Origin of the sequence: Pseudoalteromonas piratica, assembly GCF_000788395.1 — a bacterium.
Taxonomy (GTDB): domain Bacteria; phylum Pseudomonadota; class Gammaproteobacteria; order Enterobacterales; family Alteromonadaceae; genus Pseudoalteromonas; species Pseudoalteromonas piratica.
Map to the genome: position 1 here is coordinate 737,981 of NZ_CP009888.1, position 23,693 is coordinate 761,673.

The following is a 23,693-nucleotide window of genomic DNA, read 5'->3' on the forward strand; positions in this document are numbered from 1 at the left end:
AGACAATTTTGATTGAATGCTGCCTATTATGATTGGCACTTAGAGATGGTACACTTGATAAAGAACACACTGAACTGGATTAATAATGGATAAACTTTCAACAACTTATGCAGCGCATATTGCAACCTTACAGTCACGTACTAAAGATGTACTAGCGCGTGAAGGACTTGATGGTCTGATCATTCACTCAGGTCAAGCGAAACGCCAATTTTTAGATGATATGGATTACCCGTTTAAAGTTAATCCTCAGTTTAAAGCATGGTTACCTGTTATCGATAATCCACATTGTTGGTTAGTCGTTAATGGTGTGGATAAGCCAAAGCTTATTTTTTATCGCCCTGTGGATTTTTGGCATAAAGTGCCAGATGAGCCAAGTGATTTTTGGGCTGAGTATTTTGATATCTCATTGTTAAAATCACCTGAGCAAGTTGAGCAACTGCTGCCATATGACAAAGAAAAGTTTGCTTATATTGGTGAATATATTGAAGTTGCGAAAGCACTTGGTTTTTCTGCAATTAACCCAGAAGGTGTTTTGAACTATCTGCATTATCACCGTGCATACAAAACCGATTACGAATTAGTATGTTTACGAGAAGCAAACCGTTTGGCAGTACTTGGCCATAAGGCTGCGCGTGATGCTTTTTATGCAGGAGGTTCTGAGTATGATATTCAGCATGCGTACCTTGTGGCAACACAGCACACCGAAAACCAAATGCCTTATGGCAATATAGTTGCTCTTAACAAGAACTGTGCGATTTTGCATTATACCCATTTAGATATTGCGAAGCCCGATCAACATTTATCATTTCTGATTGACGCGGGTGCCAACTTTAATGGTTACGCGGCTGATATCACCCGTACTTACGATTTTAAGCAGCAAGGTCCGTTTGCTGAATTAGTCAGTACGATGAATGCGCATCAACAGGCATTATGTGAAGGGTTAAAGCCAGGCATTAAGTACGGTGAATTGCATTTAGATTGTCATCAACGAGTAGCGCAGGTCCTAAGTGAATTTAAGATTGTGAACTTATCGCCTGAAGCCATTATTGAGAAAGGCATTAGTTCAACGTTCTTCCCACATGGTTTAGGCCACCACTTAGGTTTACAAGTACACGATATGGGTGGCTTTATGGCGGATGAACGTGGTACACACCAAGCACCACCTGAAGGTCATCCATTCTTACGTTGTACACGCTTAATTGAAGCGAACCAAGTGTTTACCATTGAGCCTGGACTTTACTTTATTGATTCACTGTTAGCAGACCTGGCGCAAACAGATAACAATCAATACATCAACTGGCAAACAGTTGAAGCATTTAAGCCATTTGGTGGTATTCGTATTGAGGATAACGTGATTGTTCATCAAGACCGCAATGAAAATATGACGCGTGATTTAGGTTTAGCTTAATCTAAATAACAAGTGATACACTTTAAGGAGCCATATGGCTCCTTTTTAGTTTGTAAGTTATGACTCAAGAATACCAATACCCAGCAACACGAACCTTGTATCGTGAAGAAATAAAAAAAAGCACCTTTATTGTACATATTGCACATACACCTAGCATTGCAGATGCAAAAGCCTTTATAAAAAGCATCAATGAAGAGTACCCAGATGCACGTCATAATTGTTGGGCGCATGTGGCGGGGGAGCCAGGTGGTAGTCATGTACTGGGGTTTTCTGACGATGGTGAACCAAATGGTACGGCTGGAAAGCCAATGTTAAATGTGCTTATGGGCTCTGGGCTTGGTGAAATCACAGCGGTAATTACGCGCTATTTTGGCGGCATAAAGTTGGGCACAGGTGGGCTGGTTCGTGCATATGGTGGCTCACTTAATAATGCATTGAATAACATTGAAGTACTAACTCGTGTTCCAATGGTGACATTACTTGGTGAATCGAGTTATGCGCTACAAGGGGTAATTGAACAACATATTAATACTCAGTTTAGTGGTAGTAATATTGAGAAAGACTTCTCCGCAAATATTGCATGGCAAATCGCCATTGATGAGCGAAATGCAGCGCAGGCGATAAAAGATATTTATGAAATATCCAATGGTGCTGTTGAGTTAAAAGTAAAACAGTAAGAGAATAGCTTAAAATAGCTCGTTTCTTACTCTTGCAATGCAATACAGAACAATAATTAAAATATTAGGGCAGTTAGTTGCTCTATTTAGTATCACCATGATCCCGCCAGCGCTCGTTTCGCTTATTTATAAAGATGGTGGTGGTGTACCGTTTGTTCTGGCATTTGTCTTCAGTATTATTATTGGCTTAATAGCTTACTACCCAAACCGTAAACAAAGAGGGGATTTGAAGGCCCGAGAAGGCTTTTTAATTGTGGTTTTGTTTTGGTTAGTACTGGGCAGCTTTGGTTCGTTACCGTTAATTTTTTTGGAAGAACCTAACCTATCTATTGCCGATTCGGTTTTTGAATCCTTTTCTGGCCTCACCACTACAGGGGCTACCGTTTTAACGGGTATTGAGTATTTACCTAAAGCGATTTTATTCTATCGCCAGCAACTACAATGGCTAGGTGGTATGGGTATCATCGTACTTGCCGTTGCGGTACTGCCTATGCTTGGGGTGGGTGGCATGCAGCTTTACCGCGCTGAAACACCGGGGCCTGTAAAAGATTCAAAAATGACTCCGCGCATCGCCGATACAGCAAAGCACCTTTGGTATATATATGTGTCGCTTACAGGTGCGTGTACTTTGGCGTATTGGGCAGCTGGGATGAATTGGTTTGATGCTATTTGCCATGCCTTTTCGACTATCGCCATTGGCGGTTTTTCTACTTATGATGCCTCTATTGGCCACTTTAATAGCCCGCTAATTAACATTATTTGTGTGGTGTTTTTACTTATTGCTGCAGTGAACTTCTCGCTGCATTATGCGGCAGTGGCTAATAAAAACTTTCGCGTTTATTGGCGTGACCCAGAGCTCAAAGTATTTCTATTTATTCAAACATGTTTAGTGCTTTTGTGTTTCTTTGTACTGACGTCTGCAGGTATTTATACCTCGACCGATCAGGCATTTGACCAAGCGCTATTCCAAGCCGTTTCAATTAGTACAACGGCTGGTTTTGCCACAGATAGCTTCTCACAGTGGCCGCTGTTTTTACCAATTTTGCTGATCTTTTCAAGCTTTATTGGTGGCTGTGCTGGCTCAACAGGTGGCGGCATGAAAGTAGTACGCGTGTTTCTGTTGTACTTACAGGGTATTCGCGAGTTAAACCGCTTGGTACACCCACGTGCAATTTACTCTATAAAGCTTGGTCGCAAAGCATTACCTGATAAAGTAGTCGAAGCTGTATGGGGTTTTTTCTCCGCCTATGCTTTGGTATTTGTCATCATTATGCTGTGCTTATTAGCAACTGGAATGGACAACATCACGGCATTCTCAGCAACTGCCGCCTGCTTAAATAACTTAGGGCCAGGCTTAGGTGATGTTGCAGCGCACTTTGGCGATATTACCGATACTGCAAAGTGGATTTTAACACTTGCTATGGTATTTGGCCGCCTCGAAATTTTCACATTACTCGTATTATTCACCCCAACATTCTGGCGTGGGTGAGACCAGACCGAAACGAAGTTTCGCAGCTGGTCGAACGCGAGAAAGGGATTTCTAGCCGGAATATCGCGTCAGGACGACTTAATATATCGGTCGTTTATTCCAGACCGCAACGAAGTTTAGGCCGCTCATTTACATCCATGTAATTGCGGCATTAGTACATCTTGTACGTCACAGCTGGTCGAACGCGAGAAAGGGATTTCGAGCTGGACCCAACGTCGGAATGATTTTGAAGTCTGTCAAAAAAACAAAAAAGAGCGCCATTGACGCTCTTTGATTCTGGTTTAAAGTGACTCAGTTTATTAACGTGGTTGAATCGTTAAAGGCTCAAGTGTGATAGTTGCATTTGAGCTAGCGCCTTTGTGATTTGAATAGCGTTGGCCTTCAAATAAAGTGTAATACACATCCACATAGTCATCATCGTTGGTAAACCATGAGTCAGGCATAGTAGCCAGTACTTTATTGGTTAACTGTGGAATAATGGCATAACCTTGTACTTCTGGGTCTGGAATTGCTTTAAGAATCTCGGTAGCAACATCAAGTAAGCGGCTCGCAAGTTCTTTGTAGTTAGTGTTGTCATCCTGCTCCATCATTAAAATATCAGCAGCTTGCCAACGATAGCGGTCCCAATAAATGATAATTTGATTAGGGTTATAAGTAGTGCCATCGTAATCAAGATATGGCATATCTACTATATCGAGTACAGGCTCATCACGAGAAGGGCTCACACCAGTAACGATACTATATACTTCTGCTTTACCAGATATCCATGGCTCTTCATCGTCTTGTAAGTGAATTGATTTAAGCACTGACGTTTGAATTGGGTTGGTTGAAGATTGAATACTTGATTCTAAAGCCTGTTTAGGTGAGCTGCTAAATGGTTTTAATGTTTTTTTTAATACCGAAATACCTTCCGATAACGCTTGTTTATTATCGAGTTCAACAATTAATACTGGACGCTCTGGTAGCTCATTAACCGGCAAATGAAAGGTGTTGCCTTGAGTGTCAAATGCTTCAATAAATTGCCATGATTTCTCATTACCTGCTGGTGCCCATGCAAATAACGGTGTTTCAGACATTAACGAGTTAAGCATGCTTGAGTCAGCAACTCTTAGTTGTGTGATAGAGTGGTTATTGTTAGGTAAACCTTTAGCTGTGCGAATGTTTGCTTCTACTTGTTTGAGGTTGCTCATTGCTTGGTTATTTAAAGCAAGTTCTGCTGGTTCAACGATTAAATCATAGCGTGAAGTTGAGGCGAGAATGCTTGGCTTTAGCGCTGTATAGTTTTTTGCAAATGAAAGCGCTAATGCACGTTTTTGTTCTGCAATATGCATGGAACGTTCTTGGCTTGCACTTTCAAAGGCTGACACACTCGCCATAGGTAAAGCGAGTGCGCTAAGTAATATTGATTTTATTATTTTATTCATTAACTTGTCTCCAATAGTAAAGGTACATATTCATGTGTACCTTTATTAGCTCCAAGTTAGAATAAATAGTCAATAATGTAACGAAAGGTTAATAAATAAACAGAAATTATACTGAAGTATTTATGAGTAAAACTTTGTTTAGAAGTACTATTTCTAAATTTAACTTATAAGAAGATAGCACTTACTTGGAACAGCTTCTCAACAACGTGAATCTGTTTTTTATCGATTAAGAACATAATGACGTGGTCACCTGAGAGGATCACGGTATCGTCATGGGCAATGAGAACATCATCGTTTCGCACAATAGCCCCGATAGTTGTGCCTGCTGGTAGTTTAATATCTTGAATGGCTCTACCAACTACCTTTGAGGTGGTTTCATCACCATGGGCGACTGCCTCAATAGCTTCTGCGGCACCTTTACGAAGTGAATATACATTCACAATATCACCACGTCGGACATGCGTTAAGAGAGCTGAAATAGTCGCCTGTTGAGGTGAAATAGCAATATCAATTTCGCCACCTTGCACTAAGTCAACATAAGCACCACGTTGAATTAACACCATGGTTTTCTGTGCGCCCATGCGTTTGGCAAGCATGGCAGACATGATGTTTGCCTCATCGTCGTTAGTAACAGCAATAAATACGTCGACTTGTTCGATATGTTCTTCCGATAACAACTCTTGGTCTGACGCATCACCACAAAATACAACGGTACGGTCTAATCTACCGGATAAATATTCAGCGCGTTCAGGGTTGCGCTCAATCAGTTTTACACTGTGACTTTTCTCTAATGTACGGGCAAGACCAGCACCGATATTACCGCCACCAACAATCATTATTTTTTTATACGATTGTTCGAGTTTTTGCAGTTCGCTCATTACCGCGCGAATATGCTTAGTTGCTGCAACGAAGAATATTTCGTCATCGGCTTCAATAACAGTGGTGCCTAAAGGTTTGATTGGTCGACCTTTACGATAAATGGCTGCTACTCGTGTTTCTACATTAGGAATATGCTTTTTGAGCGCTGATAGCGCATAACCAACGAGTAAACCACCATAATAAGCCTTTACAGCTACAAGAGATAATTTACCTTCTGCAAACTGCAGCACTTGCAGTGCCCCAGGATAATCTATAAGGCGATGAATGTAGCGTGTAACCAATTGTTCAGGCGCAATGTAGTGGTCTACTGGTAAGTCATGGTTATGAAATAGTTGCTCTTTGTATTTGAGGTATTGCTCAGAGCGAATACGTGCAATTTTAGTTGGCGTATTAAAAATACTGTAAGCGATTTGACAGGCAATCATATTAACTTCGTCAGAGCTAGTAACCGCAATAATCATATCGGCGTCTTCAGCGCCAGCCTGGCGTAATACTTCAGGGTGAGCACTGTGACCAGACACAACTTGAAGGTCGTACTTATCTTGTAATACGCGTAGCTTTTCTCGGTTAATATCAACCACGGTGATTTCGTTTTTTTCACCGACTAGGTTTTCTGCTAAGGTGCCGCCAACTTGTCCGGCACCTAAAATGATAATTTTCATACTGTCAATCGCTTAGTTGGCGAGCTTCGCCTTAATTATAGTTTTTCAATTTTTGCGTAGAAAAAGCCATCATGCTCATCTGGCAGTAATTGCCAACCTGGTTGCTCGATGGTATCTGTTAAATTGAGTGCGATATGCTTGGCATCTGCATGTTTTGCTAAAAACTGTTTTATCTGATCGGTATTTTCTTCCGGTAAAACAGAACAAGTTGCATAAACTAACGTGCCACCAGACTTTAATAATGGCCAAATTTGCTCAAGAATTTGCTGTTGCAACTTAGCCAGTTGCTCGATATCAGACGCTCTTCGCAGCCATTTGATATCAGGGTGACGACGAATTACACCAGTTGCAGAACAAGGCACATCCAGTAAAATACGATCGTATTGCTCACCATCCCACCAGTCGTCGGGTTGGCTGGCATCTGCGCTAATAAGCTTTGCGTTTAGGCCAATACGTTCTAGGTTTTGTTGTACGCGCTCAAGACGGGTTGCGTCATGATCAAGGGCAGTAACATTACACTCTGCTAGCTCTAAAATGTGGCACGTTTTTCCACCGGGTGCTGCGCAGGCATCAAGAATTTTATCGCCATCTTTTGGTTCGAGTAATCTTGCCGCAAGTTGCGCTGCGCCATCTTGAACTGAACTGTGGCCGAGCTCGAAACCGGGTAGCTTAAACACGTCAACGGCATTTTCAAGCACTAGTGCATCATCAAAATGGTCAACTAAGTGTGCTTCAATGTCAGCATCAAAAAGTAACTCGCGATATGCTTTTGGCGAATGGTAGTTACCATTAACACGAAGCCACATTGGCGCTTGTACTTGGTTTGCTTCAACAATATCTTGCCAATTATCTGGATACGCAGCTTTCAATCTGTTTAAAAACCAACCAGGGTGGTTGTACTTACAGGCATCAATTTGGTCGGCTAAATTTTCCAGCTCACTTTGGCGGCGCTGAAAGTTACGTAGTACTGCGTTTACTAGACCTTTTAAGCCTGGAGCTCGCATGGTTTTAACTGCATTTACCGTTTCATCTAATGCTGCGTGCGCTGGAATACGCATATGTTGCAGCTGATAAATTCCTACATAAAGTAAAAACTGAAAAGGGCGTTGTTTACCTTTTAGAGGCTTTTCAAGCAGGTGAGAACAGTAATTCTCCAAGCTCGGCAAATAGCGCAATACACCGTAGCAAAGTTGCTGTAAAAGAGGACGCTCTTTTGGTGGCAGTTTATCTGAATACCTTGGTAATACTTGAGATAATGAATGACCTTTATCAACCACAAGGTGCAGTGTTTCAGCTGCGTAAGCACGAACACTACTCATTGTTGTCACCTAAAATTGAACCAACTGCTACCCAATCAGCACGACCATTTAAGAAGTCTTGTACTGACATTGGTTTTTTACCTTGTGGCTGGAGTTGTGTGATCTTAAGAGCACCTTCACCAGTTGCGACAGTAATACCTGTTTTATCCGCAGCTAACACTTCACCAACATTGCCATCAAGGTTAACTAATTCAGCCGCATAGACTTTTACTGTATTACCTTGCATTTGTGTAAAGCAAATCGGCCATGGGTTAAAGGCGCGAATATTACGTTCTATTTGTTGCGCAGGCATTTGCCAATCGATATTTGCTTCGTCTTTACTAAGCTTTTTCGCGTAATTGGCTAATTCGTCATTTTGCTTTTCGGCATTTGCAGTGCCATCGGCAATTGTGGCTAAAGTATCGATAAGTGCCGTCGGACCTAGCTCAGCGAGCTTGCTGTAAAGGCTTGCACTTGTATCATGTGCCTCAATCGGACATGTGGCAATTGAGATCATATCGCCGGTATCTAAACCTTCATCCATTTGCATAATAGTGACGCCAGTTTCCGCATCTCCGGCCCAAATGGCACGTTGAATTGGTGCTGCGCCACGCCAACGTGGAAGAATTGAACCATGCACATTAATGCAGCCGAGTTTTGGTGTTTCTAATATTGCTTTTGGCAGGAGTAGGCCATACGCAACTACGACCATGATATCAGCATCTAAATCGGCTAACTGTTGTTTAGCTTCGTCTGATTTAAAGTTTTCAGGCTGATATACCGGTATGTCATGGGTTAAAGCGAGTTGTTTTACTTCACTGGCTTTTAATTTCTTACCTCGACCTGCAGGGCGGTCAGGTTGACTGTAAACAGCAATTACGTCGTGGTTTGACTGTATTAAGGCATCGAGGTGCTGTGCGGCAAAGTCTGGGGTGCCCGCAAATACAATTCTTAAAGGTTTGCTCAAGGTTTAACTCCAGGTAGGTTAGCCAGCACGCGCGGCTAATTTTGCTTCTTTTTCAAGCTTCTTGCGAATACGTTGACGCTTTAAAGGTGAAAGATAGTCAATGAAAAGCACACCTTTTAAGTGGTCAAGCTCATGTTGCATACATATGGCAAGTAGGCCATCTGCATCTTTTTCAAACTCATTACCGTTTTCATCAAACGCTTTGACTGTTACCGTTTCAGCACGGTCAACTTTTGCGTATGAACCAGGCACAGATAAACAGCCTTCTTCGCTGATTGTGCTGCCATCTTTCTTGATTATTTCTGGGTTAATTAATACCAGTGGTTCATTACCTTCTTCTGAAACGTCGATGACGACAATGCGCTGGTGGATATTTACTTGCGTTGCAGCTAAACCAATACCGTTTTCGTCATACATGGTCTCAAGCATATCTGATACAATTTTCTTAGTATCATCATTGATTTGTGTCACTTCTTCAGCAACTGTACGTAATCTCTCGTCTGGAAAGCGTAAAACTTCTAAAATAGCCATATTTACCTTAATTTAAACTATGCGAAAATCATCAATTTATGATATGTTTTTATTTTAGCCATTTGTCTTCACCTTTTACAGGTTTAAGTAAATAATAATAAAAAACAGCTCAAGGAAGCTAGTTATGGTCAAAAAGCTGACAGCTGCGATAGTCGCATTAACTATGGCGTTTCCAACTCTTGCTGATGTGCTTCAGATCAGAAAGGACGCCCCTAAAGAATATGTTGTTGAAAAAGGCGATACCCTTTGGGATATTTCTGCTATTTACCTCGACCAACCTTGGTTGTGGCCCGAGCTATGGCGTCTGAACCCACAAATAGACAACCCGCATTTAATTTACCCAGGTGACAAACTTTCTTTGGTGTATGACTCTCAAGGTCGCCCAATGTTGGTGATTAACCAAAAGTTTAAAAAATTATCACCTGGTGTTCGTAAAACAATGAAGAAAGGGGATGCAATACCAACCTTACCGTTAGAGGTTATTCGTCCTTTCTTAACATTTGAGCAAGCGCTAGATAAAGAAGATATCGATACAAGACCAGTGGTGTTGGGCGCAAATTCCAATGTTAAAAATATAAAAACAGATCACATTATTTATGTGAAAGGCGATTTAGAGCGCTCACAGTTTTATGGAATTTATCGCCAAGGTGACCCATATATTGATCCAGAAACAGAAGAGGTTCTAGGTCATGAAGCCATTTTGGTTGGTACTGGTCGCGCTTTTAGAACCGGAGATGAGGCAAATGCAGTACCTGCTTCCGTACGTGTAAAAAACTCTAAACGAGAAGTGCGCCAAGGTGACTTTTTAATGCCAGCCTTAGAGGGACAAACACTACCGGCGTTTTTCATGATGAAACGCCCTGAAACAGACATTTCAGGTACGATAATTGATACATCATCTAAATTACGAGAGTTTAGTACTATGGATGTTGTTGTGTTAAATCGCGGTGAAAAGGATTCAATCAAAGCAGGTCATGTACTGGACATTCGTCGTGCATCGCCTACAGTTGTAGTAGGTAAAGATGGACCTAAATACAAAGATGCTGCTTCACGTTATGAACGTACAATGAGCTATTTTGGAGATGGTGAAGACAGTCGCGAATGGAATATGCCAAAAGAAAAGGTTGGTGAACTAATGGTGTTTAAAGTTTACGATAAAGTAAGCTACGCCATAGTAACTAAAACTCTAGAGCCTGTTCGCGTTGGTGATACTATCCACGTAGATAACTAAAATGTTCTGTGGAGCATCTTCTAAGGAGAGAAGATGCAACATAATAAGAGAAGCGAGCTTGAATATTGGCTCGCTTTTTATTTGACAAAAGGAGTGGGTTTCCAGACCACACAAAACTTACTTGCTCATTTTACATTTAGTGAAATTTTTGCGCCTAATTCAGAGCTTACTCAAGCTGGTCCAAATAGAAGCGTTCTCGATAATCTTAAGCGCGTTAATTGGCAAACAATCTCATCACTGATCCGTGAGTGTGATAATAGTAATATCGATATTATTTACTATTCACATCCTAATTACCCCCAGCTTTTAAAAGAGATTTCCAACCCGCCATTAGTACTTTTTTGTAAAGGCAATATTGATTTACTTGAGCTGCCGAAGCTTGCCATTGTTGGTTCAAGAAATGCGACGGAAGTCGGACGGCAATTAAGTTCAGATATTGCAACTAACTTAGCTATCAGTGATTTTTGTATCGTTTCAGGCATGGCCAGGGGAATTGATAGCTGTGCTCATCAGGGAGCTTTAAATGTTTCCGGTAAAACTATCGCTGTGCTTGGTACTGGGGTTGATGTGTGTTACCCAAAACGCGCTCAATCCTTGTATCGAGAGATAGAAGAACATGGTTTGCTTATTTCAGAATATTTACCTGGTGCGTCTGCGCTTGCGTCAAATTTCCCACGTAGAAATAGGATTATTTCAGGTTTGTCGATGGGAACAATTGTGGTTGAAGCGGAGCAAAAAAGTGGTTCGTTAATTACTGCGAAATATGCGTTAGAGCAAAATAGAGAAATCTTTGCTGTACCAGGTTCTGTGTTCAATGAACTATCTAAAGGGTGTCATGCACTTATTAAGCAAGGTGCTAAGTTAATTGAAAATTGCGAGGATATTTTCGCAGAATTAAGCGTTTTACCAAAAAGTTGTCTATATAAAGTAAAAGAGGAAAAAAAAGGTGAGTGTACAGATCCTGTTTTAAAACACCTCACTTTTGAAGTAACACCTGTAGATAAGTTACAACAACTATCTGGATTGCAAATGGATGAATTGCTTTCAAAACTATTAGATCTAGAGTTATCTGGCGATGTTATTCGTGTTCTAGACGGTTATACCCTAATAGGGAGGAGTTGAAAATGTTTGATATCCTCATGTATTTGTTTGAGAACTACATTCACAGCGAAAGCGAAATTTTCGTTGAACAAAGTGAGCTGACAGATGAGTTATTAAGAGCAGGGTTTAATCATCGAGAAATATATAAAGCGCTTGATTGGTTAGAGCAACTTGCAGACTTACAGCACAGCGATGAATATCCTTACTTAAATAGAGTACCGGGAAAGTCAGTACGTATTTTTACTGCACAAGAATGTGAGAAGCTTGATCTATCTTGTCGTGGCTTTTTAATGTTTTTAGAGCAAATCTCCGTTATTGATACTACCACACGTGAAATGGTGATCGACCGTATCTTCGCATTAGACAAAGATGTGATTGAATTGGACGATTTAAAATGGGTAGTTCTCATGGTGTTGTTCAATGTGCCGGGCAAGGAAATCGCATATGCGCAGATGGAAGATTTATTATTTGAAGAGCAAAATGGCACCATTCATTAACCGCAGCGTTTAAATTTGCATCTTGCCTTGGCTAACATGGTATAATTTTGCCTATATTATGTCTGTGTTTTGACAATTATGAGCAAAATTGATCATTCTTTATTCTCTGTCCATGAACATGCTTTAGAAAAAGAGTATGAAGTGTGTCCGAAGTGTGGTTCTGAAACCAGTGTAAAGCATAGTAAGAAAGGTCCATTCGTAGGATGTAATAACTACCCCAATTGTGACTATACGCGTTCACTTGTTGAGCATCATGAAACCCTAATCAAAGTACTTGATGACTCTGAATGTCCCCAATGTAGCCACCCACTGGCTGTTAAAAATGGTCGTTTTGGTATGTTTATCGGATGTACAAACTTTCCAGAATGTCATTTTATTGCGCAAGAAGAAACAAAGAGTGAATTGCCAACGTGCCCTAGTTGTAAAAAGTCAGCACTTGTTGAACGCAGTAATAAATCGGGTAAAACCTTTTACTCATGTGGAGGGTACCCGAAATGCAAATACATATTAAATAACAAACCTGTCGCCCAACCTTGCCCTGAATGTGGCTGGCAGGTAATGGTCGAGAAAAAAACATCAAGTGGTACTGTATTACAATGTCCCCAAAAGCATTGTAATCACAAAGTATCGTTATGATTTGGAGCAAACGGTGAGTAACGAGTTAAACGAGTCTTCAATTACCCTCGCATTAAAAAATGATGGTGTAATTGTTTATCCAACAGAAGCTGTTTATGGTTTAGGGTGTGATCCTGATAGCGAAACTGCAGTTATGAAATTGCTGGATATTAAACAGCGCCCAGTTGAGAAAGGGTTAATTTTAATTGCAGATAACTATGGTCAACTATTGAACTATGTTGATGATGATAAAATTCCTCAAGATAAGCGTGCCGCTATTTTCTCTTCATGGCCTGCAGCTGTGACTTGGGTAATGCCTGCCAAGTCAAGTACTCCTAAATGGTTGACAGGTCAGTTTGATACCATTGCTGTTAGAGTAACTAGTCATCCAGTCGTAAAACAGTTATGCCAGGAGTTTGGTAAACCTCTGGTATCAACAAGTGCGAATCTAACAGGGCAAGATCCAGTACTAACCCTTGATGAGGCTAAAAAAGCGTTTGGCGATAAAGTTGCTGCTTACGTTGAAGGTGAGCTTGGTGGAAATACCAAACCAAGCCAAATTAAAGATGCCTTCACAGGCAAATTATTTAGAGAATAACTATGTCGCAAGTTAACCTAGAAGTAGTAAAAGAGTTTTTATTAGCCTTACAAGATAAAATATGTGCAGGTTTAGAACATGCCGATGGCACCGCAAAATTTGTCGAAGACGCTTGGCAGCGCGAAGAAGGTGGTGGCGGCCGTACGCGTGTAATTCGCGATGGCTCAGTAATTGAGCAAGGCGGCGTAAACTTTTCACATGTTTATGGTGAGTCGATGCCTGCCTCTGCAACTGCACATCGTCCTGAGCTTGCTGGTCGAAGCTTTCACGCTTGCGGTGTATCGTTAGTTATTCACCCTAAAAACCCTCATGTACCCACATCACATGCCAATGTTCGTTTCTTTATTGCTGAAAAAGAAGGTGAAGAGCCTATTTGGTGGTTTGGTGGTGGTTTTGACCTAACGCCTTTTTATCCTGTATTAGAAGATGTGAAGCATTGGCACCAAGAAGCATGTAAGTTGTGCTTACCATTTGGTGAAACGGTTTATGATGACTACAAAAAGTGGTGTGATGAGTATTTCTATTTAAAACATCGCGGTGAAACACGTGGTGTCGGTGGTTTATTCTTTGATGATTTAAATGAATGGGGTTTTGACCGTTGTTTTGCGTTTATGCGTGCCGTGGGCAATGGATATTTAGACGCTTATTTACCAATTGTAGAAAAACGTAAAGATTTTCCGTTCACAGAGCAACAGCGGGAATTTCAACTTTATCGCCGTGGTCGTTATGTGGAATTTAATTTAGTATGGGATAGAGGTACTTTGTTTGGTCTACAAACAGGTGGTCGTACTGAATCTATTTTAATGTCAATGCCACCGCTTGCTCGCTGGGAATATGACTTTAAACCTGAACCAAATAGCTTAGAAGCGAATTTGTACGAAAATTATTTGTCGCCAAAAGATTGGCTGCAAATTTAATAAGCCAAGTATTGATATGAGAAAGCCGCAATATTGCGGCTTTTTTATGTTTATAACTTAAATTTACGCACTTGCTGGTCTAACTCTCGAGCAAGAGATAATAAACTTTCACTGACTTGTTTACTTTCATGGGCATCAACTAAAGATGTTTCAGCATTATCACTGATTGCAATAACACTCTGATTAATTTCTTCAGCAGCTAAATTTTGCTGCTCAGTGGCATCCGCTATTTGAGTATTAAGTTGATTGATTTCTTTCATATGTTCTGAAATATCTTTCAGTGCCAATGCGACTTTTTTCACTTGTTCAGCACGCTTATCCGCATCCTCACTAGAGCGATTCATCGTATTTACGGTTTCTAACGCCTCTGATTGCAGGTTTTCAATCGTGCGTTTTATTTCGTCGGTAGAATCATGGGTACGATTAGCGAGAGTACGAACCTCGTCAGCAACAACAGCAAAGCCTCGGCCAGCTTCACCTGCTCGCGCTGCTTCTATAGCGGCATTTAGCGCGAGCAGGTTAGTTTGCTCTGCGATATTACTAATTACCTCAAGTACTTTTCCGACCTCTAATGTACGATTTTGTAATTCACTCACTTGTTGAGCTGCAGTTCGTACTTCGAGCGCTAAGCCATTTATGCTTTCTTCGGTGCTTTCTGCGATTTCTAAACTTGTTTCTGCCAAATGGTTACTGGTATCAGAACGCTCAGATGCAAAGTGTGTTGTATTACGAACTTCCGAAGAGGAAGACTCTAACTCGTTAATAGCAGCTGCTACTGAATCTGTACCTTGTTTTTGCTGGTTTATTGCCTGCTCTGTAGTTTCGGCTGATGCATAAATCTTTTCTGCGCTGTGAATAAGCACCTTTGACGATTCTGATAACTGACTGATATTTCCTTTAAAAGCAGTCATCATTAGATTGAAATTATTCGCTAGGCGGCCAAGTTCATCATTGGTGTTATCTTTCACATGAATGGTTAAATCGTTATTTTGTGATGCCAATCGCATTGATTTACCAATAATGCGCAAACGCTCAATCAAGAACTTCCTAAATAACCAACCGAGAGTGACAAAAGTAACAACAAATATAGTCGTGAGAATGCCGAAGCTTATCCAAGAGTTGCGTGTTACAGCTGCATCCACTTTGTCTAAAGAATAACTGATCTTTACTGCGCCAAGAATTTCACCTTCTTTAGCTTGGTGACAGCCTAAACAGTTAGTACCTCGGTAATCTTCATTTGCACTGATGGGTTTTAAATAGGTAATTAAATTATGGCCGTCATTACTTTTTGTGAAGTGCACTTGTTCTTTGCCATTTAGTGCATCTTTTTCTTGCTTATTCTGTGGTGACTGGTTCGCTTCTCCGGGACCAAAAAACTGGTTAATTTTATCGCCGCGAATGATATGTATATCTTTAATTTGTTCTTCACTGAGTATTTTTGTGCGCAAAATTTCACGGTTCGCCATGGTACCTGTGAGCATCATGGTATTAATTGAATCAAAATAATTATCAGCCAAAATTTTAATATTTTGTTCAATCGTTTGGTGAGCCAATTCGCTTTGCTGTTTTTGTCCTGTAAATAAACTAGCCCCGAGTACTAAGATGCCTGTTACAGTAAGTAAAGCGAAGATCTTATGTTGTATAGAGTGATGGCGCATAACTGTTTTCTCTAGCAATAAGTCAACTGAGTATGCGAAATAATTGATAAGGTTGCATTGATTTAACGCAACCTAATTTAAGTCAAGTTAGTTATTTTGATTAATCATATGAGTAGCGAGTTGAGCAAGTGATTGTTTAAGTCCTTCGCGTAATACGGGATTATCAATCTCAATATCCAGCGCCTTATTCATGCAAAACATCCATTGATCTCTCAAGTCTTGATCGATAGGAAAGGGCATATGACGCTTTCTTAGCATCGGATGGCCATATTTTTCAACAAACAAGTCAGGACCACCTAGCCAACCGGATAAAAATTCGAAAAACACTTGTCTAATTCGATCTAAAGGTTGAGGATGCATATCATATAATGGTTTGGCGTATTCTTCTTCTGCCATAATATTGTAAAATCGATTTGCTAGAGCGCGCGCACCACTCTCACCACCCATTAGCATATAAGGTGTGGTTTCTGGTGAGGGGGATTGATGAGGTTCATTCTGTGTCTGCGTTGTGCCAAACATACGTCTTAATATTTGTTTCATAACTCTAACTCAATGCGAGAAAACTAATGGATAAATACGCTGTATTCGGAAACCCTGTTAATCATTCAAAATCGCCGAAAATCCATCAAGCGTTTGCAAAGGAACTCAATCAAGCAATCGAATACAGCGCCATATTAGCACCGATTGATGGCTTTAAGGAATCAATCGCTTCATTTGTGAAAGCTGGCGGTATAGGTGCAAACGTTACAGTACCATTTAAAGAAGAAGCATTTGCTCTGGTGGATGAACTGACTGAAAGAGCGAAAACAGCAGGTGCGGTAAACACCATAAAAGTTAATTCAGATGGCAAGTTAGTGGGCGATAATACTGATGGTATTGGCCTAGTTAGCGATATTTTAAATAATCAATTTGAAATATCAGATAAAAGGGTTTTATTAATTGGTGCTGGTGGCGCTGCGCGAGGAGCAATTTTACCCATTTTACAGCAGCAGCCAGAAAAGCTCACAATAATAAACAGAACAATAGAAAAGGCTATAAAGCTAAGACAAGAATTTGCTAGCTATGGTGAGATTGAAGCGTGTGGCTTTGATGATCAACCACAAGCTAGTTTCGATATTATTATTAACTCAACTTCAGCCAGCATTACAGGTGATGTTCCGCCAATTTCAGAACGTTTTGTTGAACAGTGTGAACTTGCCTACGATATGTTTTATAGCCAACAAGATACTTCGTTTAATCTGTGGGTTAAAAGTGTTAATCCACAGGCCGTCACATTAGATGGCTCGGGTATGTTAGTAGGGCAGGCCGCAGAAGCGTTTCATGTCTGGCGAGGTGCTAAGCCTTCAACACAAGCGGTAATTGAACAGCTTAAGTCAGGAGAACTTTAATGAACCAATCAATCATTTTTGTTGATCGTGTTGAATATGATGAAAGCACAAAGCGTATTTCTTTTTTTGCCCAAGTGTCAGGTCAGCTGATTAGGTGTTTTTATTTAACCAACAAATCTGAAAAAGATGCGATCTCTGACTTTGAAAGTAAAAAATTCGACTATGAAGATATTGCAGAAAGTGCAATCGAAGACGAGCTGTATAATGATGAAGGTTTGATAGAAGTAGAAGAGCTACTATAGCTCTTCTAAGTACTCATTCTTTAATACAACGTAGTTATCAGCAGATACTTTAAGGAAAGCAAGCTCAGCTTCAGTTAGCTTACGGGCTTGCTTAACTGGGCTTCCTACATATAAATAACCTGACTCTAACGTCTTGTTAGGTGGAACCAAAGAGCCCCCGCCAATAATCACATTATCTTCAACAACAGCGTTGTCCATTATAATTGCACCCATACCAACTAAGATACGGTTTCCCAGTACACAGCCATGTAACATTGCTTTGTGACCAATTGTGACATCATCACCAATAATTAATGGGTAGCCGTTTGGCGCTGAATTACTTTTACGTGTCACATGAAGTACAGAACCGTCTTGTACATTTGTGCGTTCACCAATTTTAATGTAGTTCACATCGCCACGTGCAGCGACTAATGGCCAAATACTTGAATCTGCGCCAATCTCGATTTGGCCGACCAGTACGGCTGATTCATCTATATATGTATTTAAATTAATTTTTGGTTCAACACCTTTATAACTTCTTATTGTCATGACAGTACCAATTGACGTGCTTATTAATAGGCAAAGTATAGAGAAGAGTAACGGATTTGTTAATTTCTGATCAGAAAATGTATGTTTTTAAGGCTTTTAGATGTTATTTCAAACAAACAGTAAAAAAATACAAATTTTCTTTAAAAAAGGGTTGCGCTCAAATCAAATCTCTCTATAATGCGCCTCCACAAACACGGGGAACGACGCAGCATAGCAGCGAATCACGAGTTGGATGAGTCAAGTAAAACTGAGTTTTGAAAGTTTTTAAAAATAATCAAAATTAAGTGTTGACAAAAAATTAGGAAAGCGTAACATACGCAGCCCTAACAGCGACGAAGTGTCGCGGCAAACACAAGGTTGTTTGCAACTGTTCTTTAAAAATTTAAGCAATCATCTGTGTGGGCACTCGTACAGATTAAGTTCTAACATACGCTTTTAGCGTAACAAAATTTAGACTTAATTGAACTGAGTGACCAACGGAATAAAGAAATTTATTCAGCACAGTCAATTCGATATCTTTTGATATCAAAATCAGAATTCATTGAGTCGGACTTATGTCCAAAAACACTTTTAATTGAAGAGTTTGATCATGGCTCAGATTGAACGCTGGCGGCAGGCCTAACACATGCAAGTCGAGCGGTAACATTTCTAGCTTGCTAGAAGATGACGAGCGGCGGACGGGTGAGTAATGCTTGGGAACATGCCTTTAGGTGGGGGACAACCATTGGAAACGATGGCTAATACCGCATAATGTCTACGGACCAAAGGGGGCTTCGGCTCTCGCCTTTAGATTGGCCCAAGTGGGATTAGGTAGTTGGTGAGGTAATGGCTCACCAAGCCGACGATCCCTAGCTGGTTTGAGAGGATGATCAGCCACACTGGAACTGAGACACGGTCCAGACTCCTACGGGAGGCAGCAGTGGGGAATATTGCACAATGGGCGCAAGCCTGATGCAGCCATGCCGCGTGTGTGAAGAAGGCCTTCGGGTTGTAAAGCACTTTCAGTTGTGAGGAAAGGTTAGTAGTTAATACCTGCTAGCTGTGACGTTAGCAACAGAAGAAGCACCGGCTAACTCCGTGCCAGCAGCCGCGGTAATACGGAGGGTGCGAGCGTTAATCGGAATTACTGGGCGTAAAGCGTACGCAGGCGGTTTGTTAAGCGAGATGTGAAAGCCCCGGGCTCAACCTGGGAACTGCATTTCGAACTGGCAAACTAGAGTGTGATAGAGGGTGGTAGAATTTCAGGTGTAGCGGTGAAATGCGTAGAGATCTGAAGGAATACCGATGGCGAAGGCAGCCACCTGGGTCAACACTGACGCTCATGTACGAAAGCGTGGGGAGCAAACGGGATTAGATACCCCGGTAGTCCACGCCGTAAACGATGTCTACTAGGAGTTCGGTTTTTCGGAACTGTCTTCCAAAGCTAACGCATTAAGTAGACCGCCTGGGGAGTACGGCCGCAAGGTTAAAACTCAAATGAATTGACGGGGGCCCGCACAAGCGGTGGAGCATGTGGTTTAATTCGATGCAACGCGAAGAACCTTACCTACACTTGACATCCAGAGAACTTACTAGAGATAGTTTGGTGCCTTCGGGAACTCTGAGACAGGTGCTGCATGGCTGTCGTCAGCTCGTGTTGTGAGATGTTGGGTTAAGTCCCGCAACGAGCGCAACCCCTATCCTTAGTTGCCAGCGATTCGGTCGGGAACTCTAAGGAGACTGCCGGTGATAAACCGGAGGAAGGTGGGGACGACGTCAAGTCATCATGGCCCTTACGTGTAGGGCTACACACGTGCTACAATGGCGCATACAGAGTGCTGCGAACTCGCGAGAGTAAGCGAATCACTTAAAGTGCGTCGTAGTCCGGATTGGAGTCTGCAACTCGACTCCATGAAGTCGGAATCGCTAGTAATCGCGAATCAGAATGTCGCGGTGAATACGTTCCCGGGCCTTGTACACACCGCCCGTCACACCATGGGAGTGGGTTGCTCCAGAAGTAGGTAGCTTAACCTTAGGGAGGGCGCTTACCACGGAGTGATTCATGACTGGGGTGAAGTCGTAACAAGGTAGCCCTAGGGGAACCTGGGGCTGGATCACCTCCTTATACGATTTAGAACTTTTTGTTCGAAGTGTCCACACAGATGATTGTTAGCTAAGCGTTTGCTTAGTTAATTTGCTCTTTAAAAATTTGGAAAGCTGACAAACTTTAAATTAAGTACTTACTTGTAAGTGCATTATTTAATTTAGAGTTCTCAAAATAAAGTAAAGAAAATATGCCGCAACATTAAGTTGTTGTTGGTATCTACTTTAGTATTCAATATTTAACTTCTGGCGGAGTTAAAAACTGTCTTTAGCAATACAAACCATTTTGGGTTGTATGGTTAAGTGACTAAGCGTATACGGTGGATGCCTTGGCAGTTGGAGGCGATGAAGGACGTATTAACTTGCGATAAGCCTAGTCAAGCTAGTAAAAAGCGCTTGAGACTAGGATTTCCGAATGGGGAAACCCACCACTTAGTGGTATCACTTACTGAATACATAGGTAAGTGAGGCGAACCGGGAGAACTGAAACATCTAAGTACCCCGAGGAAAAGAAATCAACCGAGATTCCGAAAGTAGCGGCGAGCGAAATCGGATTAGCCCTTAAGCTGTAATGTAGTTAGTGGAACATTCTGGAAAGTTTGACGATACAGGGTGATAGTCCCGTACACGAAAACTTATTTACAGTGAAATCGAGTAGGTCGGAGCACGTGAAACTTTGACTGAATATGGGGGGACCATCCTCCAAGGCTAAATACTCCCAACTGACCGATAGTGAACCAGTACCGTGAGGGAAAGGCGAAAAGAACCCCTGTGAGGGGAGTGAAATAGAACCTGAAACCGTATACGTACAAGCAGTAGGAGCAGATTCGTTCTGTGACTGCGTACCTTTTGTATAATGGGTCAGCGACTTATATTCAGTAGCGAGGTTAACCATTTAGGGGAGCCGTAGTGAAAGCGAGCGTTAACTGCGCGTTTAGTTGCTGGGTATAGACCCGAAACCCGGTGATCTAGCCATGGGCAGGTTGAAGGTCAGGTAACACTGACTGGAGGACCGAACCGACTATCGTTGAAAAGCTAGCGGATGACCTGTGGCTAGGAGTGAAAGGCTAATCAAACCGGGAGATAGCTGGTTCTCCCCGAAATCTATTTAGGTAGAGCCTCGGACGAATACTATTGGGGGTAGAGCACTGTTAAGGCTAGGGGGTCATCCCGACTTACCAACCCTTTGCAAACTCCGAATACCAATAAGTAATATCCGGGAGACACACGGCGGGTGCTAACGTCCGTCGTGGAGAGGGAAACAACCCAGACCGCCAGCTAAGGTCCCAAAGTGTATGTTAAGTGGGAAACGATGTGGAAAGGCCCAGACAGCCAGGAGGTTGGCTTAGAAGCAGCCATCCTTTAAAGAAAGCGTAATAGCTCACTGGTCGAGTCGGTCTGCGCGGAAGATGTAACGGGGCTAAACATACCACCGAAGCTGCGGCTGCGAATTTATTCGCGGGGTAGGGGAGCGTTCTGTAAGCTGTTGAAGGTGTGTCGGGAGGCATGCTGGAGGTATCAGAAGTGCGAATGCTGACATGAGTAACGATAAAGCGGGTGAAAAACCCGCTCGCCGGAAGACCAAGGGTTCCTATCCCATGCTAATCAGGGTAGGGTGAGTCGACCCCTAAGGCGAGGCCGAAAGGCGTAGTCGATGGGAAACGGGTTAATATTCCCGTACTTGGAATAATTGCGATGGGGGGACGGAGCAGGCTAAACAAGCATGGCGTTGGTTGTCCATGTGAAAGTATGTAGGCTGGAAACTTAGGCAAATCCGGGTTTCTAAGGCTGAGATACGAGACGACACTCTACGGAGTGGAAGTTGTTGATGCCATACTTCCAGGAAAAGCCTCTAAGCTTCAGATTATTTCGAATCGTACCCCAAACCGACACAGGTGGTCAGGTAGAGAATACTAAGGCGCTTGAGAGAACTCGGGTGAAGGAACTAGGCAAAATTGTACCGTAACTTCGGGAGAAGGTACGCTCTTATCTGTGATGAGACTTGCTCTCTAAGCGGACGAGAGTCGCAGTGACTAGGTGGCTGGGACTGTTTATTAAAAACACAGCACTCTGCAAATTCGAAAGAAGACGTATAGGGTGTGACACCTGCCCGGTGCCGGAAGGTTAATTGATGGGGTTAGCTTCGGCGAAGCTCTTGATCGAAGCCCCGGTAAACGGCGGCCGTAACTATAACGGTCCTAAGGTAGCGAAATTCCTTGTCGGGTAAGTTCCGACCTGCACGAATGGTGTAACCATGGCCACGCTGTCTCCACCCGAGACTCAGTGAAATTGAAATCGCAGTGAAGATGCTGTGTACCCGCGGCTAGACGGAAAGACCCCGTGAACCTTTACTACAGCTTGGCACTGAACATTGACCCTACATGTGTAGGATAGGTGGGAGGCTTTGAAGCACAGTCGCTAGATTGTGTGGAGCCGTCCTTGAAATACCACCCTTGTAGTGTTGATGTTCTAACATAGGCCCCTGAATCGGGGTTGTGGACAGTGCCTGGTGGGTAGTTTGACTGGGGCGGTCTCCTCCCAAAGAGTAACGGAGGAGCACGAAGGTTTGCTAAGTACGGTCGGACATCGTACGGTTAGTGTAATGGTAGAAGCAAGCTTAACTGCGAGACAGACACGTCGAGCAGGTACGAAAGTAGGTCATAGTGATCCGGTGGTTCTGAATGGAAGGGCCATCGCTCAACGGATAAAAGGTACTCCGGGGATAACAGGCTGATACCGCCCAAGAGTTCATATCGACGGCGGTGTTTGGCACCTCGATGTCGGCTCATCACATCCTGGGGCTGAAGTCGGTCCCAAGGGTATGGCTGTTCGCCATTTAAAGTGGTACGCGAGCTGGGTTTAGAACGTCGTGAGACAGTTCGGTCCCTATCTGCCGTGGGCGTTTGAGAATTGAGAGGGGCTGCTCCTAGTACGAGAGGACCGGAGTGGACGAACCGCTGGTGTTCGGGTTGTGATGCCAATTGCATTGCCCGGTAGCTACGTTCGGAATCGATAACCGCTGAAAGCATCTAAGCGGGAAGCGAGCCTCGAGATGAGTTCTCACTTTAACTTGAGTTAACTGAAGGGCCGTTGAAGACTACAACGTTGATAGGCGAGATGTGGAAGTGCTGTGAGGCATTAAGCTAACTCGTACTAATTACCCGTGAGGCTTAACCATACAACGCCAAAGTGGTTTAGACTCGTTAGAAGTTGAATAGTCTCTGAAAAAAGAGACAAATACTAAAGTAGACATTTACTTAAAAAAAGCTTTCCAGATTTAGATTTAAGACAAGCTCTTAAGTCAACCAGATTTGCTTGGTGACTATAGCGTTTTGGAACCACCTGACCCCATGCCGAACTCAGAAGTGAAACGAAACAGCGTCGATGATAGTGTGGGTTCGCCCATGTGAAAGTAGAACATCGCCAAGCTCCTAATTAAGTAAAAAGCCCGCTCAATGAGCGGGCTTTTTGCTTTTAGTGCGCTTTGGTGTTTGAGTTTAA

The 23,693-nt window shown here is 42.4% G+C and carries 19 protein-coding genes and 3 rRNA genes; 14 read left to right on the forward strand and 8 right to left on the reverse strand.

What is annotated here, in order from left to right:
• Positions 1-85 precede the first annotated feature (85 nt).
• The 3 genes from pepQ to OM33_RS03300 are packed head-to-tail and all read left to right on the forward strand — an operon-like array spanning position 86 to position 3,574.
• Positions 86-1,408: a Xaa-Pro dipeptidase gene (gene pepQ, locus OM33_RS03290; protein WP_038638734.1), complete on the forward strand. Its 1,323-nt coding sequence runs from the start codon at positions 86-88 to the stop codon at positions 1,406-1,408.
• 59 nt (positions 1,409-1,467) lie between these two features.
• On the forward strand, positions 1,468-2,085 hold the full coding sequence (locus OM33_RS03295; protein ID WP_038638738.1) for a YigZ family protein: 618 nt from the start codon (positions 1,468-1,470) through the stop codon (positions 2,083-2,085).
• A gap of 37 nt (positions 2,086-2,122) precedes the next feature.
• Entirely contained in the window at positions 2,123-3,574 is a 1,452-nt protein-coding gene (locus OM33_RS03300; RefSeq protein WP_038638741.1) for a TrkH family potassium uptake protein, read from the forward strand.
• Positions 3,575-3,873: 299 nt separating this feature from the next.
• Here the strand turns inward: OM33_RS03300 and OM33_RS03305 are convergent, their stop codons facing one another.
• From OM33_RS03305 to def, 5 genes are all read right to left on the reverse strand, one after another.
• Entirely contained in the window at positions 3,874-4,998 is a 1,125-nt protein-coding gene (locus tag OM33_RS03305; protein WP_038638743.1) for a DUF3103 family protein, read from the reverse strand.
• Between the two features lie 164 nt (positions 4,999-5,162).
• Positions 5,163-6,539 carry a Trk system potassium transporter TrkA gene (gene trkA / locus OM33_RS03310; protein ID WP_038638746.1) on the reverse strand — a complete coding sequence of 459 codons (1,377 nt, stop codon included), beginning with the start codon at positions 6,537-6,539 and terminating at the stop codon, positions 5,163-5,165.
• A 35-nt stretch (positions 6,540-6,574) separates the two neighbouring features.
• Positions 6,575-7,867: a 16S rRNA (cytosine(967)-C(5))-methyltransferase RsmB gene (gene rsmB, locus OM33_RS03315; RefSeq protein ID WP_038638748.1), complete on the reverse strand. Its 1,293-nt coding sequence runs from the start codon at positions 7,865-7,867 to the stop codon at positions 6,575-6,577.
• Positions 7,851-8,804 (reverse strand): methionyl-tRNA formyltransferase, encoded by a 954-nt coding sequence (fmt, locus tag OM33_RS03320; protein WP_038638751.1) that lies wholly within the window; start codon positions 8,802-8,804, stop codon positions 7,851-7,853. The genes rsmB and fmt overlap by 17 nt, the downstream gene beginning before the upstream one ends.
• Before the next feature lie 18 nt (positions 8,805-8,822).
• Positions 8,823-9,335: a peptide deformylase gene (def, locus tag OM33_RS03325; protein ID WP_038638752.1), complete on the reverse strand. Its 513-nt coding sequence runs from the start codon at positions 9,333-9,335 to the stop codon at positions 8,823-8,825.
• Positions 9,336-9,459: 124 nt separating this feature from the next.
• Here def and OM33_RS03330 point away from each other — a divergent pair, with 124 nt between their 5' ends.
• The 6 genes from OM33_RS03330 to hemF all read left to right on the forward strand — a co-directional run bounded on the left by OM33_RS03330 (position 9,460) and on the right by hemF (position 14,294).
• On the forward strand, positions 9,460-10,566 hold the full coding sequence (locus OM33_RS03330) for a LysM peptidoglycan-binding domain-containing protein (RefSeq protein ID WP_038638755.1): 1,107 nt from the start codon (positions 9,460-9,462) through the stop codon (positions 10,564-10,566).
• 33 nt (positions 10,567-10,599) lie between these two features.
• A complete protein-coding gene (gene dprA, locus OM33_RS03335; protein ID WP_038638757.1) occupies positions 10,600-11,688 on the forward strand; it encodes a DNA-processing protein DprA in 1,089 nt (362 codons plus the stop codon).
• Between the two features lie 2 nt (positions 11,689-11,690).
• A complete protein-coding gene (locus tag OM33_RS03340; protein WP_038638760.1) occupies positions 11,691-12,164 on the forward strand; it encodes a DUF494 family protein in 474 nt (157 codons plus the stop codon).
• Between the two features lie 78 nt (positions 12,165-12,242).
• The gene (locus OM33_RS03345; RefSeq protein WP_038638762.1) at positions 12,243-12,800 is read left to right on the forward strand and encodes a DNA topoisomerase family protein; all 558 of its coding nucleotides are present in this window, start codon (positions 12,243-12,245) and stop codon (positions 12,798-12,800) included.
• 13 nt (positions 12,801-12,813) lie between these two features.
• Positions 12,814-13,377, forward strand: a complete 564-nt coding sequence (locus tag OM33_RS03350) for an L-threonylcarbamoyladenylate synthase (protein WP_052141046.1) — start codon at positions 12,814-12,816, stop codon at positions 13,375-13,377.
• Between the two features lie 2 nt (positions 13,378-13,379).
• On the forward strand, positions 13,380-14,294 hold the full coding sequence (gene hemF / locus OM33_RS03355) for an oxygen-dependent coproporphyrinogen oxidase (protein ID WP_038638765.1): 915 nt from the start codon (positions 13,380-13,382) through the stop codon (positions 14,292-14,294).
• A gap of 50 nt (positions 14,295-14,344) precedes the next feature.
• Here the strand turns inward: hemF and OM33_RS03360 are convergent, their stop codons facing one another.
• Together OM33_RS03360 and OM33_RS03365 are read right to left on the reverse strand one after the other, a co-directional pair.
• Positions 14,345-15,952 (reverse strand): methyl-accepting chemotaxis protein, encoded by a 1,608-nt coding sequence (locus OM33_RS03360; protein WP_038638768.1) that lies wholly within the window; start codon positions 15,950-15,952, stop codon positions 14,345-14,347.
• An 87-nt stretch (positions 15,953-16,039) separates the two neighbouring features.
• The gene (locus OM33_RS03365; protein ID WP_407681047.1) at positions 16,040-16,471 is read right to left on the reverse strand and encodes a group II truncated hemoglobin; all 432 of its coding nucleotides are present in this window, start codon (positions 16,469-16,471) and stop codon (positions 16,040-16,042) included.
• Between the two features lie 47 nt (positions 16,472-16,518).
• Here OM33_RS03365 and aroE point away from each other — a divergent pair, with 47 nt between their 5' ends.
• Positions 16,519-17,340 (forward strand): shikimate dehydrogenase, encoded by an 822-nt coding sequence (gene aroE, locus OM33_RS03370; protein ID WP_038638773.1) that lies wholly within the window; start codon positions 16,519-16,521, stop codon positions 17,338-17,340.
• The gene (locus OM33_RS03375) at positions 17,340-17,582 is read left to right on the forward strand and encodes a DUF1488 family protein (RefSeq protein WP_038638775.1); all 243 of its coding nucleotides are present in this window, start codon (positions 17,340-17,342) and stop codon (positions 17,580-17,582) included. The genes aroE and OM33_RS03375 overlap by 1 nt, the downstream gene beginning before the upstream one ends.
• Here the strand turns inward: OM33_RS03375 and OM33_RS03380 are convergent.
• On the reverse strand, positions 17,577-18,110 hold the full coding sequence (locus OM33_RS03380) for a gamma carbonic anhydrase family protein (RefSeq protein ID WP_038638777.1): 534 nt from the start codon (positions 18,108-18,110) through the stop codon (positions 17,577-17,579). The two genes, OM33_RS03375 and OM33_RS03380, sit on opposite strands and share 6 nt — an antisense overlap.
• Before the next feature lie 571 nt (positions 18,111-18,681).
• Between OM33_RS03380 and OM33_RS03385 the strand changes: the two genes are divergently transcribed.
• From OM33_RS03385 to rrf, 3 genes are all read left to right on the forward strand, one after another.
• Positions 18,682-20,214, forward strand: a 16S ribosomal RNA gene (locus OM33_RS03385).
• 275 nt (positions 20,215-20,489) lie between these two features.
• Positions 20,490-23,370, forward strand: a 23S ribosomal RNA gene (locus OM33_RS03390).
• Positions 23,371-23,506: 136 nt separating this feature from the next.
• Positions 23,507-23,621, forward strand: a 5S ribosomal RNA gene (gene rrf, locus OM33_RS03395).
• The 16S, 23S and 5S rRNA genes sit together here, the layout of an rRNA operon.
• The last annotated feature ends 72 nt before the right edge of the window (positions 23,622-23,693 follow it).

Bases quoted from the DNA above. Each gene is read 5' to 3' on its own strand.
- pepQ (WP_038638734.1), top strand. From the start codon at position 86: ATGGATAAACTTTCAACAACTTATGCAGCGCATATTGCAACCTTACAG.
- OM33_RS03295 (WP_038638738.1), top strand. From the start codon at position 1,468: ATGACTCAAGAATACCAATACCCAGCAACACGAACCTTGTATCGTGAA.
- OM33_RS03300 (WP_038638741.1), top strand. From the start codon at position 2,123: ATGCAATACAGAACAATAATTAAAATATTAGGGCAGTTAGTTGCTCTA.
- OM33_RS03305 (WP_038638743.1), bottom strand. From the start codon at position 4,998: ATGAATAAAATAATAAAATCAATATTACTTAGCGCACTCGCTTTACCT.
- trkA (WP_038638746.1), bottom strand. From the start codon at position 6,539: ATGAAAATTATCATTTTAGGTGCCGGACAAGTTGGCGGCACCTTAGCA.
- def (WP_038638752.1), bottom strand. From the start codon at position 9,335: ATGGCTATTTTAGAAGTTTTACGCTTTCCAGACGAGAGATTACGTACA.
- OM33_RS03330 (WP_038638755.1), top strand. From the start codon at position 9,460: ATGGTCAAAAAGCTGACAGCTGCGATAGTCGCATTAACTATGGCGTTT.
- dprA (WP_038638757.1), top strand. From the start codon at position 10,600: ATGCAACATAATAAGAGAAGCGAGCTTGAATATTGGCTCGCTTTTTAT.
- OM33_RS03340 (WP_038638760.1), top strand. From the start codon at position 11,691: ATGTTTGATATCCTCATGTATTTGTTTGAGAACTACATTCACAGCGAA.
- OM33_RS03345 (WP_038638762.1), top strand. From the start codon at position 12,243: ATGAGCAAAATTGATCATTCTTTATTCTCTGTCCATGAACATGCTTTA.
- hemF (WP_038638765.1), top strand. From the start codon at position 13,380: ATGTCGCAAGTTAACCTAGAAGTAGTAAAAGAGTTTTTATTAGCCTTA.
- OM33_RS03360 (WP_038638768.1), bottom strand. From the start codon at position 15,952: ATGCGCCATCACTCTATACAACATAAGATCTTCGCTTTACTTACTGTA.
- OM33_RS03365 (WP_407681047.1), bottom strand. From the start codon at position 16,471: ATGTTTGGCACAACGCAGACACAGAATGAACCTCATCAATCCCCCTCA.
- aroE (WP_038638773.1), top strand. From the start codon at position 16,519: ATGGATAAATACGCTGTATTCGGAAACCCTGTTAATCATTCAAAATCG.
- OM33_RS03375 (WP_038638775.1), top strand. From the start codon at position 17,340: ATGAACCAATCAATCATTTTTGTTGATCGTGTTGAATATGATGAAAGC.
- OM33_RS03380 (WP_038638777.1), bottom strand. From the start codon at position 18,110: ATGACAATAAGAAGTTATAAAGGTGTTGAACCAAAAATTAATTTAAAT.